This window comes from Variovorax sp. YR216 (genome assembly GCF_900107745.1).
GTDB lineage: Bacteria > Pseudomonadota > Gammaproteobacteria > Burkholderiales > Burkholderiaceae_C > Variovorax.
In genome coordinates this window covers 715366-731057 of record NZ_FNRO01000002.1, presented here as the reverse complement: position 1 = coordinate 731057, position 15692 = coordinate 715366, and the positions used below count along the sequence as shown (strand labels likewise).

The window sequence follows — 15692 nt, the reverse complement described above, 5'->3', positions numbered from 1 at the left end:
GACTCCACACCCAAGAGGAAGAAGAAGACCATGCAACGCAAGACGTTCGTCCGGGCGCTCGCCGCCCAGTTCATCGCTGCCGGCGGCCTTTTTGCCGGCGCATCCGGCACGCTCCATGCGCAGGCGCCGGTGGAAGTCCAGTTCTACTACCCGGTCGCCGTGGGTGGCCCGATCGCCAAGATCATCGATGGCTTCGCCGCCGGCTTCATGAAGGAGAACCCCGGCATCAAGGTCACGCCGATCTACGCGGGCACCTACCAGGAAACCATCGTCAAGGCATTGACCGCGCACAAGTCCGGCACGCCGCCGGTGACCTCGGTGCTGCTGTCGACCGACATGTTCACGCTGATCGACGAAGACGCGATCGTGCCCTTCGACGACTTCGTGAAGACCGCGGATGACAAGGCGTGGCTGGGCGGCTTCTACAAGGCCTTCATGATGAACAGCCAGACCGGCGGCAAGACCTGGGGCATTCCGTTCCAGCGCTCCACCGTGGTGATGTACTGGAACAAGGAACTGTTCAAGGAAGCCGGCCTCGACCCGAACAAGGCCCCGGCCAACTGGGCCGAGCTCAAGGACGCCGCCGCCAAGCTGACAAAGAAGGACTCGGGCGGCAAGGTCACGCAGTGGGGCGTTCAGATTCCGTCGAGCGGCTTCCCGTACTGGCTCTTCCAGACGCTGACCACGCCGAACGACGCGATCCTCGCCAACGACGCCGGCACCGCGGTCAAGTTCGACGACCCGAAGGTGGTCGAAGCGCTGCAATACTGGGTCGATCTCGGCAAGGCCGGCGTGCACCCGCCCGGCGTGGTCGAGTGGGGCACGACGCCGAAGGACTTCTTCGAGAAGAAGGCCGCGATCATCTACACCACCACCGGCAACCTGACCAACATCAAGGCGAACGCCAAGTTCGACTTCGGCGTCGGCATGATCCCGGCCAACAAGCGCAAGGGCTCGCCGACCGGCGGCGGCAACTTCTACATCTTCAAGAAGGCTACGCCCGCACAGCAGGAAGCCTCGTTCAAGTTCATCAAGTGGATCACGCAGCCCGAGCGCGCCGCGCAGTGGAGCATCGAGACCGGCTATGTCGCGGTGTCGCCGGCCGCCTATGAAACCGAGGCGCTGCGCAAGTACGGCAGCGAATTCCCGGCCGCACTGGTGGCGCGCGACCAGCTGCCGTTCTCGGTCGCCGAGTTCTCCACGCATGACAACCAGCGCGTGACCAAGGCGCTCAACGACGGCCTCCAGGCCGCGCTGACCGGCACCAAGCCGCCGGCACAGGCGATGCAGGATTCACAAAAGGAAGCCGACCGCATCCTGAAGAGCTTCAAATGACCCCTAGGCTCCCCTGCTTCGCAGGTCCGCCAACCCCCTTCCAGGGGGCGCACCCGGCGGCCCGGCAAAGCCGGTTCCGCGGGTGCCCTGGCACCAGATATCGCAGATGAGGCCGCGCGCTATCCACGCCTGGCTGATGCTGCTGCCGGCGCTGATGCTGCTGGTCGCGTTCACGCACTGGCCGGCCGTCTCGACGCTGATCGACAGCTTCTTCTCGACGCCCAAGGGCAAGCGCCCGGGCGTGTGGGTGGGGCTCGAGAACTACGAGGCGATGGTCGGCGACCCGGTGTTCTGGAAGGCGGTGCGCAACAACCTGTGGTTCGCGGGCGCGACGATCCCGACGTCGATCGCGCTCGCGCTGGTGATGGCGCTGTGGGTCAACGAGCGCATCGCGGGCCGTGCCTTCCTGCGCATGGCCTACTTCACGCCAACGGTGCTCCCGATGATCGCGGTGGCCAACATCTGGCTCTTCTTCTACACGCCTCAGTACGGCCTGCTCGAACAGATCACCAGCGCGCTGGGTCTGCCCTCGCACAACTGGCTGGGCAGTCCGTCCACTGCACTCGGCGCGGTCACGGTCGTCGCGATCTGGAAGGAAGCGGGCTTCTTCATGATCTTCTACCTCGCCGCGCTGCAGACACTCAACCCGAGCCTGCGCGAGGCGGCAGCGATCGAGGGCGCCTCGCGCTGGTATTTCTTCCGCCGGGTGCAATGGCCGCTCCTGATGCCGACCACGCTCTTCGTGCTGGTCAATGCCTTCATCAACGCCTTCCGCATGGTCGATCACCTGTTCGTGCTCACGCGTGGCGGGCCGGACAACGCTTCGATCCTGCTGCTCTATCACCTGTACGAAGTGGGCTTCAGCTTCTGGGACACGGCCTATGCATCGACCATCACCGTGGTGCTGGTGGTGGTGCTCGCGGGTATCGCGCTGTTCCAGTTCTTCGTGCTCGACAAGCGGGTGCACTACAAATGAACGCGCCTACGCAGAGGCTCGCCTTCAACGAGCCCACCTGGATCGACACGGTCGCGGCGTGGCTGCTGGCGCTCATGTGGATCCTGCCGCTGGCCTATGCGGTGTGGACCGCCTTCCACCCGGCCGAGTACTCGACGCGCTTCGCGCTCGCCGCGCCGCTCACGCTCGACAACTTCCGCCGCGCGTGGGAAGCGGCACCCTTCGCGCGCTACTTCCTGAACACCACGCTGCTGGTGGCGATGGTGCTCGCGGTCCAGTTCGTCCTCGGCACCCTGGCGGCCTACGCCTTCGCGCGCTACGAGTTCAGGGGCCGGAACGTGGCCTTCGCGCTCGTGCTGGTGCAACTCATGATCATGCCGGACATCCTGCTGGTCGAGAACTACAAGACCATGGCGCGGCTCGGCCTGGTCGATACGCTCGTGGCCATCGGCCTGCCCTACTTCGCCTCGGCCTTCGCGATCTTCCTGCTGCGGCAGACCTTCATGGGCATCCCGAAGGAGCTCGACGAGGCCGCGCGCGTGGAAGGCGCAAGCGCGATGCAGACGCTGTGGCGCGTCTACGTGCCGCTCGCCAAGCCGGTCTACACCGCGTTCGCGCTGGTGTCGATCAGCTTCCACTGGAACAACTTCCTGTGGCCGCTCATCATCACCAACAGCGTGAACGCACGGCCACTGACGGTCGGCCTGCAGGTGTTCTCGTCGGTGGACCAGGGCGTGGACTGGTCGGTGATCACCGCGGCGACCTTGATGACCTCCGCGCCGCTGTTGATCGCGTTCCTGTTGTTTCAGCGGCAGTTCGTGCAGAGCTTCATGCGCGCGGGCATCAAGTGACGCTTCAGTAGGACTTCGGCAAGCCGAGCACCTTCTCGGCGATGAAGCAGAGGATGAGCTGCGGGCTCACCGGCGCGAGACGCGGTATCCACGCTTCGCGCAGGTAGCGCTCGACGTGGTATTCCTTCGCGTAGCCCATGCCGCCATGCGTGAAGATCGCGTTCTCGCAGGCTGAGTAGCAGGCTTCCGCTGCCAGGAACTTCGCGCTGTTGGCCTCCGCGCCGCAGGGCAGGTGCTGGTCGTAGAGCCAGGCGGCCTTCTGCACCATCAGGTGGGCCGCTTCGAGCTCCATCCATGACTTCGCCAGCGGATGCTGGATGCCCTGGTTCATGCCGATCGGGCGACCGAAGACCTCGCGCTCGTTCGCATAGCCGGCGGCGCGCTTCAACGCGGCGCGGCCCAGGCCGATCGCCTCGGACGCGATCAGGATGCGCTCCGGGTTCAGCCCGTGCAGGATGTAGCTGAAGCCCTTGCCCTCTTCGCCCACGCGGTCCTCCACCGGGATGCGGAGTCCGTCGATGAAGACCTGGTTCGAATCGACGCACTTGCGCCCGAGCTTCTCGATCTCGCGGACCTCGACCTTCGTACGGTCGAGGTCGGTGTAGAAGAGGCTCAGGCCTTCGGTGCCCTCGCTGTCCTCGATCGGCGTGGTGCGCGCGAGCAGCAGGATCTTGTTCGCGACCTGCGCGGTGCTGATCCAGACCTTCTGGCCATGCACCACGTAGTGGTCGCCCTCGCGCACCGCGCGCGTCTTCAGCTTCAGGGTGTTGAGCCCGGTGTTCGGCTCGGTCACGCCGAAGCAGGCGCGATCCCTGCCTTGGATCAGCGGCGGCAGCCAGCGCCGCTTCTGCTCGTCGGTGCCGAAGACGACGACCGGATGCAGGCCGAAGATGTTCATATGCACCGCCGACGCGCCCGACAGGCCCGCGCCGGTCGCGGCGATGGTGTGCATCATCAGCGCGGCCTCGCTGATGCCGAGCCCCGCTCCGCCATGTTCCTCCGGCATCGCGATGCCGAGCCAGCCGGAATCCGCGAGCGCGCGGTGGAAGTCATCCGGGAAGCCACCCTCGCGGTCCTTGCGCAACCAATAGTCGGCATCAAAGGGCGTGCAGATTTTCTCGATGGCATCGCGGATCTGCTCCTGCTCCGGCGTGAGGCTGAAATTCATGCTCGTCTCCTGATTCAATCGCGGGCGGGCCGGCGGACCTTGTCCGGCGATTCGCCATAGGGTGGGCTGTAGATCACCAGCAGCTTGACCGGTGTGTCGCTGGTGACCTGGAAGAGGTGCATCGCATCGGCGGGAAAGAAGCAGGTGTCGCCGGGCGCCATCTCGAAGGCTTCGCCGGCCACTTCGACATGCGCGGTGCCTTCCAGCAGATGGCAGGCCTGCTCGATGCCGGGGTGCGCGTGCGGCAGTGCGCCACCGCCCTTGTGCAGCGTGCCCATCAACACTTCCATCTGGCGCGCACCCACGGTTTCTGGACCGATGAGCCGCCGATTGCTGGTGTGGTGATGGTTGGCGGGCTGGTAGGCGGGAACGTCTTCGCTGCGGATCAGGTACCTGGGTTTCATGGGTCAATTCGTCGGTTTGGGTTGCGCGGCGACGCACGCGCCGCTCGCAATGAGTTCCTCGACGGCCGCCTGCGAGTAGCCGGCCTCGCGCAACAGCGCCACGGTGTGCTCGCCCAGCCGGGGCGCGGGCGCCGATTCGCGCGCGGGCGGCGTGCCGGACCACTTCGTCGGGTGCGCCATGGCATGCATCGCGCCTTCGGTCGGATGCACCACGTCGCGCAGGAAGCCGGTGGCGCGCAGTTGCGAATTCGCGAGCAGGTCGGCCGGGCTGTTCATCGGCATGTTCGGCACGTCGGCCGCATCCAGCAGCGCGCGCCACGCCCCGGTGGTGCGCGTGCGCATGAGGCGCGAGACCTCGGCATAGACCGCATCGATATGCGCCGCGCGCGCGCCGTGCGTGGCGAAGCGCGGGTCGGCGCCGAGCCCGCCGGATTCGCCGATCGCCGCGAAGAAGCTGCGCCAGTGCTTGTCGTTGTAGATCAGCACGCAGAGCCATCCGTCCTCGGTCGCGTAGGGCTTGCGGTGCGGCGTCAGCAGACGGGCATAGCCGGGCGTGCCGAGCGGCGGCTCGAAGCTCAGCCCGGCCATGTGGTCGCCGAGGATGAACTGCGACATCGCCTCGAACATCGGCACCACCACCGACTGCCCCTCTCCGGTCCGGCTGCGCGCATACAGCGCAGCCGTGACCGCATAGACCGCATGCAGGCCGGTGACCCGGTCGGAGAGTGTCGTCGGCGCATAGGTGGGCTCCGGCGCGCCGTACTGCTGCATGAGCCACGGCAGCCCCGTCGCGCCTTGGATCAGGTCGTCGTAGGCCGGCCGCGCCGCGTCGGGCCCGTCCTGGTCGAAGCCGCAGCAGCTTACGTAGATGATGCGCGGGTTGCGTTCCTTCACCGCCTCGTAGTCCAGCCCGAGACGCGCCATGGCCTTGGGCCGCACGTTGCTGATCAACACGTCGCAGCTTTCGGCGAGCTTCAGCGCGGCCTCGCGTCCGCCCTCGCGCTTCAGGTCGAGCACGATGCTGCGCTTGCCCGCATTGGCGTGCAGGAAGATGTGCCCCATGCCCGGGTTGTTCATCGGCCCGACGTGGCGCATGTTGTCGCCTTCGGGGCTTTCCAGCTTGATGACCTCCGCGCCGAGCTCGGCCAGGATCTGGGTCGTATACGGCCCCATGATCACCGAGGTCATGTCGAGCACCCGCACGCCCGAGAGCGGACCGCCGCACATCGCCTTTCCGTCCCGCGTCATGGCTACTCCTGCCGGATGCCGGCCTGCCTGATCAGCGAGGTCCAGTGCGCGAGCTGGTCGGCCACGTACTTCGCGAACTCGTCCGGGCCGCTGCTGGGCCAGACTTCGAAGCCGAGCTGCGCGAGCTGCTCCTGCACTTCCTTCTCGGCCAGCACCTGCCGGAACTCGGCGTCCAGCTTCTCGACGACAGGCCTGGGCATGCCGGCCGGGCCGAAGACGCCGTTCCACGAGGTGAGGTCGAAGCCCTTCACCGCATCGGCAACCGCCGGAACACCGGGCAGCGATTTCACCGGCCTCCGGGTCGTCACCGCCAGGGCACGCACGCTGCCCGCCTTGATCATCGACATGCTCGAGCCGAGATCGGCCACGTACATCTGCACCTGCCCGGCGATCAGGTCAGTGAGCGCCTGCGGACTGGACTTGTACGGCACGCCGAGCACATCGATGTCGGCGATTCGCCGGATGGTCTCGGACGCCACCAGCGAGGTGCTGTTCGGCGTGGCGTAGGAGAGCTTGCCAGGATTCGCCTTGGCATAGTCGATCAGCTCCTTCATGCTCTTCGCGGGGAACTTCGCATCCACCACCACCGCGAAAGGCAGCTCGCCCACGCGCGCGACCGGCGTGAAGTCCTTGATCGGGTCGTACTTCAGATTCGCGAACAGCGCAGGATTGGCCGAGTGCGAGGTGTTCGTGGTCATGAACAGCGTGTAGCCGTCCGGCTTGGCCTTGGCGACGAACTGCGCGCCGATCTGCGCGCTGGCGCCCGCCTTGTTGTCCACCAGCACCGGCTGCTTGAGCCGCTCGCCGAGGCGCTTCGCCAGGATGCGCGCGACCGCATCGGTGCCGCTGCCCGCCGCGAAAGGCACCACCATGGTGATCGGTGCCGAGGGATAGGTCTGGGCGAAAGCCAGGGGTGCCGACACGAACGCGAGGACCGCGAAAGCCCGTCGAAAAAGCTGCATGGGTTGTCTCCTGAATATCCGTCGTCTGATCGCGACGCCTCGCATCTTCGAGACGACAACCATTTGCGTCCAATTCACTTTGCGGCTCGAACGATTCATTTCTAAAATCGTTCGGCATGAAGCTGCACTTCCTTCGCTACTTCACGGTACTGGCCGAGGAACTCCATTTCGGCCGCGCCGCCGATCGCCTCGCCATCACCCAGCCGCCGCTGAGCCTCGCGATCAAGGCGCTAGAGGAAGAGCTCGGCGTCCAGTTGCTCCTGCGCAGCAGCAAGCACGTCGAGCTGACGCCGGCCGGGTCGGCGTTTCTGGAGGAGGCCCGCCAGATCCTCGACCGCGTTGCGCGCGCCTCGTCGATTGCACTGGCGGTCGCGAGCGGCAGCCGCGGCCGGCTGGACGTCGGCATGACCGGCTCTCTCGTCTATCGCGGTGTGCCGGCCATCGTTCAAAGATTCAACGCCGACGCGCATGGCATCGACCTGATCCTGCGCGAGATGTCGACCGCCGAAGAGCTCCAGGGCCTGTTGCACGGCCAGTTGGATGCTGGTTTTCTCAATGCATTCGTGGTGCCGCCGCAGCTCCGGTCGCTGCCGCTGATCGAGGACGAGTTCGTGCTCTGCCTGCCCGCAACGCACCGCCGCGCTGGCGCGAAGTCGGTCGACCTGGGCGAGCTTGCCGACGAGCGTTTCGTAATGTTCTCGCGCGACGTATCACCTGCGAACTACGACAACGTCATCGCCATCTTCAGCCGTGCCGGCGTGCATCCGAAGACGGTCCATGCCGCGCGGCAGTGGCTCACCATCGTTGCGATGGTGGCCGAAGGGTTGGGGGTGTCGCTGGTGCCGCGCTCGCTCGCGCGGTCGAACGTGGAGAACGTCCGCTTCGTGCCGTTCAGCGGCGCGCCCGCCATCGCGCCGGCGCTGCTGGTGTGGAACCCCACGCGGATGAGTCCCGCGCTCGAGCGATTCATCGCGAGCGCCGCCGCGACGATCGAAGAACTGCGAAAGGATCTCCGGCCGAAGCGAAGCAGGATGACGCGTCAGGGTCAAGGCGACCTGCTACAACGGATCCATCAACCGCAAAGGGGAGCCTCATGAAACTCGTGACCTGGAACACCCAATGGTGCTGCGGCCTCGACGGGGTCGTGAGCGTGAAGCGCATCATCGAGGGCGCGCGTGCTATAGCCGACTTCGACGTGCTCTGCCTGCAGGAGATCGCCAGCGGCTTCGGCGGCATGCCCGGGCGGCCCGGCGACCAGCCTGCGGATGTGCAGGCCTTGCTGCCCGGCTTCCAGGTGTTCTTCGGCGCGGCCGTGGATGAGTTCGATGCCAACGGCAAGCACCAACGCTTCGGCAATCTCATCGCGACCCGCCTGCCGGTTTCGCGCGTGCAACACTACCCGCTGCCCTGGCCGGCCGATCCGAAAGCGACCAGCATGCCGCGCATGTGCACGGTAGTGACGCTGACCAGCCCCGACCTGGGCTCGGTGCGCGTGATGACCTCGCACCTCGAGTACTACTCGGCGTCGCAACGCCTCGCGCAGGCCAAAGCCTTGCGCGACCTCCATGTGGAAGCCTGCAACCTGGCCGCCGCGCCGCCGGTGCCGGACACCATCGGCACCCCTTTCCAGGCCAAGCTGCACACCTCGCAAGCCATCCTGTGCGGCGACTTCAACATGCCGGCGGCCGATCCGGGCTACGACGAAATCCAGCGCCCCTTCACCGCCCCCTCGCTCCCGGCCGGCGGCGCCCCCGACATGCGGCTTCAGGACGCGTGGCCGCTCGCCCATCCGGACCGGCCGCACGATCCGACCTTCCGCCTGTTCGATCGCACCTACGGCCCCGATCCGATCGCCTGCGATTTCATCTTCGTCAGCGATGCGCTCGCCCCGCGCGTGCGCAACGTCGAAGTCGACCTGCAGACCCAGGCATCAGACCACCAGCCAGTCCTTATCGAACTGGGCAACTGAGGACGACTCGCGGATTCACTCGCCTTGGATACCGGCCGCGCGGATGACCTTGCCCCATTTGTCGACCTCGGATGCGAGATGCGTCCGCAGGGCCTCAGGCGTGACCTTCTCCATCGGCACGATCTCGGCGCTCAGGTCCTCGATGCGGCGCTTGACCATGTCGTCCTGCAACGCGACGCGCAGGGCGGCGTTGAGCTTGTCGATCACCGGCTTTGGCGTTCCCTTGGGCGCATAGACGCCGTGCCACACGCGCACGTCGAAGCCCTTCAGCCCCTGCTCGTCGAGCGTGGGTACATTCGGCAGACTGGGCAGGCGCTTGGGCGTGGTCACGCCGAACACCTTCACGCGGTTGCCTTCCTTGATGACCGGCACGGTCTGCGTGGTCTGGTCGCACAGCAGGTCGACCTGACCGCCCATCAGGTCATTGAGCGCGGGACCGGCGCCCTTGTACGGCACGGTCGTGAGGTCCACGCCGATCTGGCTCGTGAACAGGAGACCGCACAGTTGAGACACCGCACCGATGCCGGCGTTGGCGAGCGAGACCTTGTCCTTGTTCGCCTTCACATAGCTCAGCAGTTCCCGGAAGTTGTTCGCCGGGAAGTCCTTGCGCGACAGCAGGGTCATCGGCACGTCGAGCACCTGCCCGACGTATTCGAAGTCCTTGAGCGGGTCGTAGGGCAACTTCTTGTAGAGCGCAGGCGCCGTCGCCATGCCCATGTGGTGGATGAGGATCGTGTAGCCGTTGGGCGCGGCCCTGGCGACTCGCGCCGGGGCGATGGTGCCGCCAGCGCCGACCGTGTTCTCGACGATGACCGGCTGGCCGAGCGACTTGCCCATCGGGATCGCGAGCATGCGTGCCACCACGTCGGTGGGGCCGCCGGCCGAGTAAGGAACGACCAGCGTCACCGGCTTCTCCAGCCACTGGGCGGCAGCGGCGGGCATCTGCATGCCGATGGCACCGCACGCCAACGCCAGGAGGGCGCAGGTCTTCAACGCTGATTTGCTTTTCATGAGGTCTCCTTGACAACGATCGGGAAGCGACCATGGTCGAGGCAGGCCGGCGGCGGCGCAATCAGCGAATCCTGAAGACGGGCTTATGTATTCCTTAAGTCGAGGGAAACACCTACATCACTCCAAAGGTCTGGAATGCCTCGCACGCGCCCATGCCATTGCGGATGGCGTCGGCGACCTTGTTCTCGGTGCGCACCTTCTCCAGCGCCTTCTGCACCGCCTCGGCCTCGACCGCGCGCGGAATCACCAGCACGCCCTCGCGATCGCCGAAGAGCAGATCGCCCGGCGCGATGCGGACCCCGTCGATCTCTATCGTGCAGCGATAGTCGATCACCTGCCCGCGCACGCCCTGGTCCTGCGCGTAGGTGCCGCGACAGAACACGGTGAAGCCGAGGTGCTCGATCTCGTTCGCATCGCGAACATAGCCGTCGAGGATGGCGCCCGCCGCCTTCAAGTGCTGCGCACGCGTCGACATGAGCCCGCCCCAGAGCGCATAGCGCAGCGAGGCGCCGGTGGCAATGTAGATCTCGCCGGGCTTGAGGTCGTCGAGCGCCTCCAGCATCAGACCGAAGGGCTTGCCCGACAGCGGCCCGGCTGATTTCTGGCCGACGTTGATGACGTCGGCCTCCAGCACCGGCATTGCGCGCCCGACGATACGCATCGTCTTCTCCAGCGGCGCGATACCGGCTGGGAGGAACTGATGGTGATAGCCCATGGTGTCGAGCACATCGCCCACCGCGGCCACGAAGAGCTCATCGCGGATCTGCTGGAACAGGGTGCTGTCGTTGTCGTTCATCCTTCTTGTCTCCTTCTTGCGGTGAATCTCGATCGGCAAAGAAAAAAGCCGCGCCCGAATGGGACGCGGCCTTCGTCAGGCAAGCGGCGCTCAGCGCTCGATCGTCAGGGCAACGCCCATGCCGCCGCCGATGCACAGCGAGGCAATGCCCTTCTTGGCGTTCTGGCGCTGCATCTCGTGCAGCAGCGTGACCAGGATGCGGCAGCCCGACGCGCCGATCGGGTGGCCGATGGCGATCGCGCCGCCGTTCACGTTGACCTTGCTCACGTCCCAGCCCATTTCACGGTTCACGGCGCAGGCCTGGGCCGCGAAGGCTTCGTTGATCTCGAGCAGGTCGAGGTCCTGCGGCTTCCAGCCGGCACGTTGCAGCGCCTTCTGCGATGCCGGCACCGGGCCCATGCCCATGAAAGCCGGATCGAGGCCGGTGCTCGCATAGCTCGCAATGCGGCCGAGCGGCTGCAGGCCCAGCGCGGCAGCCTTCTTGGCGGTCATCACCAGCACGGCAGCAGCACCGTCGTTCAGCCCCGATGCATTGCCTGCCGTCACGCCGCCGTTCTTGTCGAAAGCGGGACGCAGGCCGGCGAGGCCTTCGGCGTTGGTCTTGCGGTTGATGAACTCATCCTTGTCGAAGACGACCGGGTCGCCCTTCTTCTGCGGGATGTTGACCGCGACGATCTCGTCCTTGAACTTGCCGGCGTCCTGCGCGGCAGCGGCCTTGGTCTGGCTGCCCAGCGCGAGTTCGTCCTGCGCGGCGCGGCTGATGTCGTACTTCTTGGCGACGTTCTCGGCCGTGATGCCCATGTGGTACTGGTTGTACACGTCCCACAGGCCGTCGACGATCATCGTGTCCTGCAACTTCCAGTCGCCCATGCGCTGGCCGTTGCGAGAGTTCGGCAGCACGTGCGGCGCGAGGCTCATGCTTTCCTGGCCGCCGGCCACGACGATCTCGCTGTCGCCGGTCGCGACGGCCTGCGCGGCGAGCATCACCGCCTTGAGGCCCGATCCGCACACGGCGTTGATCGTCAGCGCCGGGGTTTCCTTGACGATGCCGCTCTTCAGCAGCGCCTGACGCGCCGGGTTCTGGCCAACGCCAGCCGCCAGCACCTGGCCCATGATGACTTCGCCGATCTGATCGGGCGCGACCTTGGCGCGTGCGAGCACCTCCTTGATCACGATGGCGCCCAGTTCGGTCGCCGCGATGCCGGCCAGCGATCCTCCGAATTTGCCGACGGCAGTGCGCGCGGCTGAAACGATGACGATGTCTTCCATGGTGTGCTCCTGTACTAAAAGATCACCCCCAGCCTCGCCCACTTCGTGTGGCTCTGACACCCCCTCGAGGGGGCACACCCGGAGGCCCGGCGGAGCCGGTTCCTCGGGTGCACTGGCCTCGGGCGTGTCGGTTTCATGCGGTGCGGTCGTGCAAAGGGTGGGTGGGGGAAAAAGGAAAAATGATCAGGCCCTGGCCTTGACGTATCGGCCCGGCGCAGGTTCGATTGCCTTGTAGGCGCTGCCCTTGCCGTAGGACTTGGGGGCAGGGATCTGCTTGCCCGCGTGGGTCTTGAGCCAGTCGGACCAGTCGGTCCACCAGCTGCCGGGATGCTCGGTGGCGCCGCTCAGCCACTCGGCCTGCGTCTTCGGCAGCTTGCCGTCCGCGCGGATCCAGTGGCTTCGCTTCTTGCTCGCCGGCGGATTGATCACGCCGGCGATGTGGCCCGATGCGCCCATCACGAAGCGCTTCTTGCCGGACAGGAGTTGCGTCGACGCATAGGCGCCGCCGATGGGCACGATGTGGTCCTCGCGCGAGCCGTAGATGTAGACCGGCGCATCGATGCTGCCGAGGTCTACCGTCTCGCCGCAGACCGTGAGCACGCCGGGCTGGGCCAGCTTGTTCTCGTGGTAGGTATTGCGCAGGTACCAGCAGTACATCGGCCCAGGCAGGTTGGTCGCGTCGCTGTTCCAGTAGAGAAGGTCGAAGGGCGGCGGCGTCTCGCCCTTCAGGTAGTTGCCGACCACGTAGTTCCACACCAGGTCGTTCGGCCGCAGGAAGCTGAAGGTCGATGCGAGCTCGCCGCCCTTGAGCAGGCCGCCCTTGCCCATCTGCATTTCGCGGAACTGCACGAAGGGCTCGTCGATGAAGATGTCGAGTACGCCGGTGTCGGTGAAGTCGAGCAAGGTCGTCAGCAGCGTGACCGACGCAGCCGGCTGTTCGCCGCGTGCCGCGAGCACCGCCAGCGCAGTGCTCAGGATGGTGCCGCCAACGCAGAAGCCCAGCGTGTCGATCTTGCCGCCGGCCTTGTCCTGCCCGGTGATCTCCTGCGTGACGTGGATGGCCTTGATCGCGGCATCCTCGATGTACTGGTCCCAGGTGTACTGGGCCATCGACGAATCGGGGTTGCGCCAGCTCACCACGAAGACGCGGTGCCCCTGCTCCACCGCATAGCGGATCAGCGAGTTGGTCGGCTGCAGGTCGAGGATGTAGAACTTGTTGATGCACGGCGGCACCAGCAGCAGGGGGCGCTCGTAGACCTTGGCGGTCAGCGGCTTGTATTCGAGGAGCTGGAACAGCTCATTCTCGAAGACCACCGCGCCTTCGGTCGAGCCGACGTTGCGGCCCACTTCAAACGCGCTTTCGTCGGTCATGCTCATGTGACCTTGTTGCACATCGTGCATCAGGTTCTGGATGCCCTTGGCGATGCTCTCGCCCTGCGTGTCGATCGCCTTCTTTTGCGCCTCGGCATTGAACGCGAGGTAGTTGCTCGGCGACGATGCCGCCATCCATTGCTCGACCGCAAAACGCACGCGGGCGCGAGTTTTGTTGTCCGCCTCGATGGCTTCGGCCATGCTCATCAAGGTCCGCGCGTTGAGGAGGTAGACCGCCGCGGCAAAGGAAGAAAGCGGGTTGTGGCTCCACGCTTCGCCGGCGAAGCGCTTATCGCCGCTGGTGCGGGCCGCGATGTCCTGCTGCCAGAGCAGGGCCGCTTCGCTCAGGTACTGCTGCTGCAGCTCCTGGAGCCTGTCAGGGTCGAGCGAAAACTTGGGGAGTTCCGGAAAAGAGCCGTGACCGTTGCCGTGCGCACCGATCGACTGGAATGCTTCGAGTGCCTTGCCCCATCCCTGCGAGAGCGCCTGTTGAAACGGCGCGAAGGTGTCTGCGGCCGCGGCGTGTTGTTGTTTCATGGAGTCTCCTGCTTCCTCACCTGTTCTGAATGGCGTTTGAGTATGCTGCATTCACGAATGCCCGACCAGCGCGGCGTTCGATACCTTCTTGAAAACATCACCTATGCACCTCGTCGTGATTGCCTGGCTGTATGTTGCCTTGATGATGGCGGTCGCAGAGGCCACCAACACCAACGGCACGGTCCTGGGCGCTGTCTTCACCTTTCTACTCTACGGCCTGATTCCGGTGGCACTGGTGGTTTACCTGATGAGCACGCCCGCACGCCGACGCGCCCTGAAAGCACGCGAAGCCGCAGAGCGTGAAGCAGCCATTCGCGCGCATGCGGCATCCTCAGTCGCGCCAGACGCAGGCGGCGAAGCGGCCGCTGATGCGGTCGCGCCGGTGCGAGAAAAATCGTAACGGGTTGTGCACCGTGCACCACGCGTCGGTGCTGTCGTTGCCGTAGAGCCGCGTGACACCGGCCGCCTGCAGGCGCTGGCGCGCGAGCCCTGCGAGATCGGCCATCCACTTGCCTTGCGCCTGTGCGGGTTCGAAGCACTGACGCGCATCGGGCGAGATGCTTTCGAAAGCAGCGCGGACTTCATCCCCGACTTCGAACGCATCAGGGCCAATGCACGGGCCGAGCCATGCGATCACGCGCTGCGCGCCGCCGGTTGCGCCGAAGCCTTCGAGCGTGCGTTCGAGGACGCCGGCGGCAAGGCCGCGCCAGCCCGCATGGGCTGCAGCAACGCAGAGACCGGCTTCATCGGTGAACAGCACCGGCAGGCAGTCGGCCACCATGATCGTGCAGGCGACGCGGCGCTGGACGGTGATGCAGCCGTCGGCGACCCTGCCGTCGATCGCATCGGTGCCCAGAACGGCAACGTCCGTCGCGTGCACCTGCTGGAGAAAGACCGGCCGCGCACCGATCGCATCGGCGAACGCCTGGCGGTTGGCGCGCACGGCGGCCGGGTCATCGCCGACATGGTCGCCGAGGTTCAGGCCCTGGTAGCTGCCGCTCGAGACGCCGCCGATGCGCGTCGTGCATACCGCACGCACGCCGGGCGGCGCCGGCCAGTCGGGGATGATCCAGTCGGCGGGGATCACGCTTCGGCGTCAGGCGATTGCGAGGGCTGCGCGCGCTGGAAGGCCTCGAGCTGCATGCAGGCCTCGTAAGCCGCCATCGTGCGCGGCAGACCGCTGAAGTCGCAGTCGAAGCGCTGTCCGTTGAAGATCTGCGGCACGAGGCAGCAGTCCGCCATGGTGGGCGTGCTGCCGTAGCAATAGGTGCTCGCGGGCAGCAGTGCCAGCTGGCGCTCGAACGCCAGCAAGCCCTCGCGCACCCAGTGGCGATACCAGGCGTTCTTGGCGTCGTCGTCGAGCTTGAGCTCGCGCACAAGGTACTTCAGCACGCGAAGATTGTTGAGCGGGTGGATTTCGCACGCGATCGACTGGGACAGCGCCCGCACCTTCGCGCGGCCCACCGGGTCGTGCGGCAGCAGTGCCGGCTCGGGGTACACCTCGTCGAGGTACTCGATGATCGCCATGGACTGGGTGAGGCGCTCGCCCTCGTCCTCGAGCAGCGGCACGAGCATGTCGGGCGAGATCGCGGAGAACGGGCCGGTCTTGTGATCGCCGCGGGCGATGTGCACGGGGATGTACTCGTAGTCGAGGCCCTTCAGATTCAGCGCGATGCGCACCCGGAAAGAGGCGGAGGAGCGGAAATAGTTGTGCAGCTTCATGATCCGGCAAGCATATCGCCGCCCGGTGACACCGGCCAGCGACGTGGGCAGGGCAAGGCCGGAGGGCGGCCCGCCGCCTGCTCTGGCACACTGC

General features: G+C 66.0%; 16 protein-coding genes. 6 read left to right on the top strand and 10 right to left on the bottom strand.

The features are described from left to right. Positions 1-30: 30 nt before the first annotated feature. The 3 genes from BLW05_RS08440 to BLW05_RS08430 all read left to right on the top strand — a co-directional run bounded on the left by BLW05_RS08440 (position 31) and on the right by BLW05_RS08430 (position 3141). Positions 31-1335 (top strand): ABC transporter substrate-binding protein, encoded by a 1305-nt coding sequence (locus tag BLW05_RS08440; protein WP_093161725.1) that lies wholly within the window; start codon positions 31-33, stop codon positions 1333-1335. A 106-nt stretch (positions 1336-1441) separates the two neighbouring features. Then, the gene (locus tag BLW05_RS08435; RefSeq protein WP_093161724.1) at positions 1442-2311 is read left to right on the top strand and encodes a carbohydrate ABC transporter permease; all 870 of its coding nucleotides are present in this window, start codon (positions 1442-1444) and stop codon (positions 2309-2311) included. Beyond that, entirely contained in the window at positions 2308-3141 is an 834-nt protein-coding gene (locus BLW05_RS08430; protein WP_093161723.1) for a carbohydrate ABC transporter permease, read from the top strand. The genes BLW05_RS08435 and BLW05_RS08430 overlap by 4 nt, the downstream gene beginning before the upstream one ends. A gap of 4 nt (positions 3142-3145) precedes the next feature. Here BLW05_RS08430 and BLW05_RS08425 read toward each other — a convergent pair whose 3' ends face one another. The 4 genes from BLW05_RS08425 to BLW05_RS08410 are packed head-to-tail and all read right to left on the bottom strand — an operon-like array spanning position 3146 to position 6923. Beyond that, a complete protein-coding gene (locus BLW05_RS08425) occupies positions 3146-4309 on the bottom strand; it encodes an acyl-CoA dehydrogenase family protein (protein ID WP_093161721.1) in 1164 nt (387 codons plus the stop codon). 14 nt (positions 4310-4323) lie between these two features. Then, positions 4324-4713: a cupin domain-containing protein gene (locus BLW05_RS08420; protein WP_093161720.1), complete on the bottom strand. Its 390-nt coding sequence runs from the start codon at positions 4711-4713 to the stop codon at positions 4324-4326. Between the two features lie 3 nt (positions 4714-4716). Beyond that, on the bottom strand, positions 4717-5961 hold the full coding sequence (locus BLW05_RS08415) for a CaiB/BaiF CoA transferase family protein (protein WP_093161718.1): 1245 nt from the start codon (positions 5959-5961) through the stop codon (positions 4717-4719). Positions 5962-5963: 2 nt separating this feature from the next. Continuing rightward, the gene (locus tag BLW05_RS08410) at positions 5964-6923 is read right to left on the bottom strand and encodes a Bug family tripartite tricarboxylate transporter substrate binding protein (RefSeq protein ID WP_256330112.1); all 960 of its coding nucleotides are present in this window, start codon (positions 6921-6923) and stop codon (positions 5964-5966) included. Positions 6924-7039: 116 nt separating this feature from the next. Between BLW05_RS08410 and BLW05_RS08405 the strand changes: the two genes are divergently transcribed. Continuing rightward, a complete protein-coding gene (locus tag BLW05_RS08405; protein ID WP_093161717.1) occupies positions 7040-8020 on the top strand; it encodes a LysR family transcriptional regulator in 981 nt (326 codons plus the stop codon). Then, entirely contained in the window at positions 8017-8892 is an 876-nt protein-coding gene (locus BLW05_RS08400; protein ID WP_093161714.1) for an endonuclease/exonuclease/phosphatase family protein, read from the top strand. The genes BLW05_RS08405 and BLW05_RS08400 overlap by 4 nt, the downstream gene beginning before the upstream one ends. Positions 8893-8907: 15 nt before the next feature. Here BLW05_RS08400 and BLW05_RS08395 read toward each other — a convergent pair whose 3' ends face one another. The 4 genes from BLW05_RS08395 to phaC all read right to left on the bottom strand — a co-directional run bounded on the left by BLW05_RS08395 (position 8908) and on the right by phaC (position 13876). Further along, positions 8908-9903: a tripartite tricarboxylate transporter substrate-binding protein gene (locus BLW05_RS08395; protein WP_093161712.1), complete on the bottom strand. Its 996-nt coding sequence runs from the start codon at positions 9901-9903 to the stop codon at positions 8908-8910. 112 nt (positions 9904-10015) lie between these two features. Then, a complete protein-coding gene (locus tag BLW05_RS08390) occupies positions 10016-10699 on the bottom strand; it encodes an RraA family protein (RefSeq protein WP_093161709.1) in 684 nt (227 codons plus the stop codon). 90 nt (positions 10700-10789) lie between these two features. Then, positions 10790-11968, bottom strand: coding sequence for an acetyl-CoA C-acetyltransferase (locus BLW05_RS08385; RefSeq protein WP_093161708.1), 1179 nt, complete (start codon positions 11966-11968; stop codon positions 10790-10792). A 183-nt stretch (positions 11969-12151) separates the two neighbouring features. After that, the gene (phaC, locus tag BLW05_RS08380) at positions 12152-13876 is read right to left on the bottom strand and encodes a class I poly(R)-hydroxyalkanoic acid synthase (protein WP_093161707.1); all 1725 of its coding nucleotides are present in this window, start codon (positions 13874-13876) and stop codon (positions 12152-12154) included. Positions 13877-13979: 103 nt separating this feature from the next. Here phaC and BLW05_RS08375 point away from each other — a divergent pair, with 103 nt between their 5' ends. Further along, complete coding sequence (locus BLW05_RS08375) at positions 13980-14276, top strand: hypothetical protein (RefSeq protein WP_093161706.1); 297 nt, start codon at positions 13980-13982, stop codon at positions 14274-14276. On the opposite strand, the gene pgeF is transcribed toward BLW05_RS08375, so the two are convergent. Both pgeF and maiA read right to left on the bottom strand, forming a co-directional pair. After that, complete coding sequence (pgeF, locus tag BLW05_RS08370; protein ID WP_177142610.1) at positions 14208-14960, bottom strand: peptidoglycan editing factor PgeF; 753 nt, start codon at positions 14958-14960, stop codon at positions 14208-14210. The genes BLW05_RS08375 and pgeF overlap by 69 nt on opposite strands. Continuing rightward, complete coding sequence (maiA, locus tag BLW05_RS08365) at positions 14960-15598, bottom strand: maleylacetoacetate isomerase (protein WP_093161703.1); 639 nt, start codon at positions 15596-15598, stop codon at positions 14960-14962. Before maiA ends, pgeF begins: the two co-directional genes overlap by 1 nt. Positions 15599-15692 lie beyond the last annotated feature (94 nt).

Bases quoted from the DNA above. Each gene is read 5' to 3' on its own strand.
- BLW05_RS08385 (WP_093161708.1), bottom strand. From the start codon at position 11,968: ATGGAAGACATCGTCATCGTTTCAGCCGCGCGCACTGCCGTCGGCAAA.
- BLW05_RS08420 (WP_093161720.1), bottom strand. From the start codon at position 4,713: ATGAAACCCAGGTACCTGATCCGCAGCGAAGACGTTCCCGCCTACCAG.
- BLW05_RS08425 (WP_093161721.1), bottom strand. From the start codon at position 4,309: ATGAATTTCAGCCTCACGCCGGAGCAGGAGCAGATCCGCGATGCCATC.
- BLW05_RS08390 (WP_093161709.1), bottom strand. From the start codon at position 10,699: ATGAACGACAACGACAGCACCCTGTTCCAGCAGATCCGCGATGAGCTC.
- BLW05_RS08405 (WP_093161717.1), top strand. From the start codon at position 7,040: ATGAAGCTGCACTTCCTTCGCTACTTCACGGTACTGGCCGAGGAACTC.
- phaC (WP_093161707.1), bottom strand. From the start codon at position 13,876: ATGAAACAACAACACGCCGCGGCCGCAGACACCTTCGCGCCGTTTCAA.
- BLW05_RS08395 (WP_093161712.1), bottom strand. From the start codon at position 9,903: ATGAAAAGCAAATCAGCGTTGAAGACCTGCGCCCTCCTGGCGTTGGCG.
- BLW05_RS08410 (WP_256330112.1), bottom strand. From the start codon at position 6,923: ATGCAGCTTTTTCGACGGGCTTTCGCGGTCCTCGCGTTCGTGTCGGCA.
- BLW05_RS08375 (WP_093161706.1), top strand. From the start codon at position 13,980: ATGCACCTCGTCGTGATTGCCTGGCTGTATGTTGCCTTGATGATGGCG.
- BLW05_RS08400 (WP_093161714.1), top strand. From the start codon at position 8,017: ATGAAACTCGTGACCTGGAACACCCAATGGTGCTGCGGCCTCGACGGG.
- BLW05_RS08440 (WP_093161725.1), top strand. From the start codon at position 31: ATGCAACGCAAGACGTTCGTCCGGGCGCTCGCCGCCCAGTTCATCGCT.
- BLW05_RS08415 (WP_093161718.1), bottom strand. From the start codon at position 5,961: ATGACGCGGGACGGAAAGGCGATGTGCGGCGGTCCGCTCTCGGGCGTG.
- BLW05_RS08430 (WP_093161723.1), top strand. From the start codon at position 2,308: ATGAACGCGCCTACGCAGAGGCTCGCCTTCAACGAGCCCACCTGGATC.
- BLW05_RS08435 (WP_093161724.1), top strand. From the start codon at position 1,442: ATGAGGCCGCGCGCTATCCACGCCTGGCTGATGCTGCTGCCGGCGCTG.
- maiA (WP_093161703.1), bottom strand. From the start codon at position 15,598: ATGAAGCTGCACAACTATTTCCGCTCCTCCGCCTCTTTCCGGGTGCGC.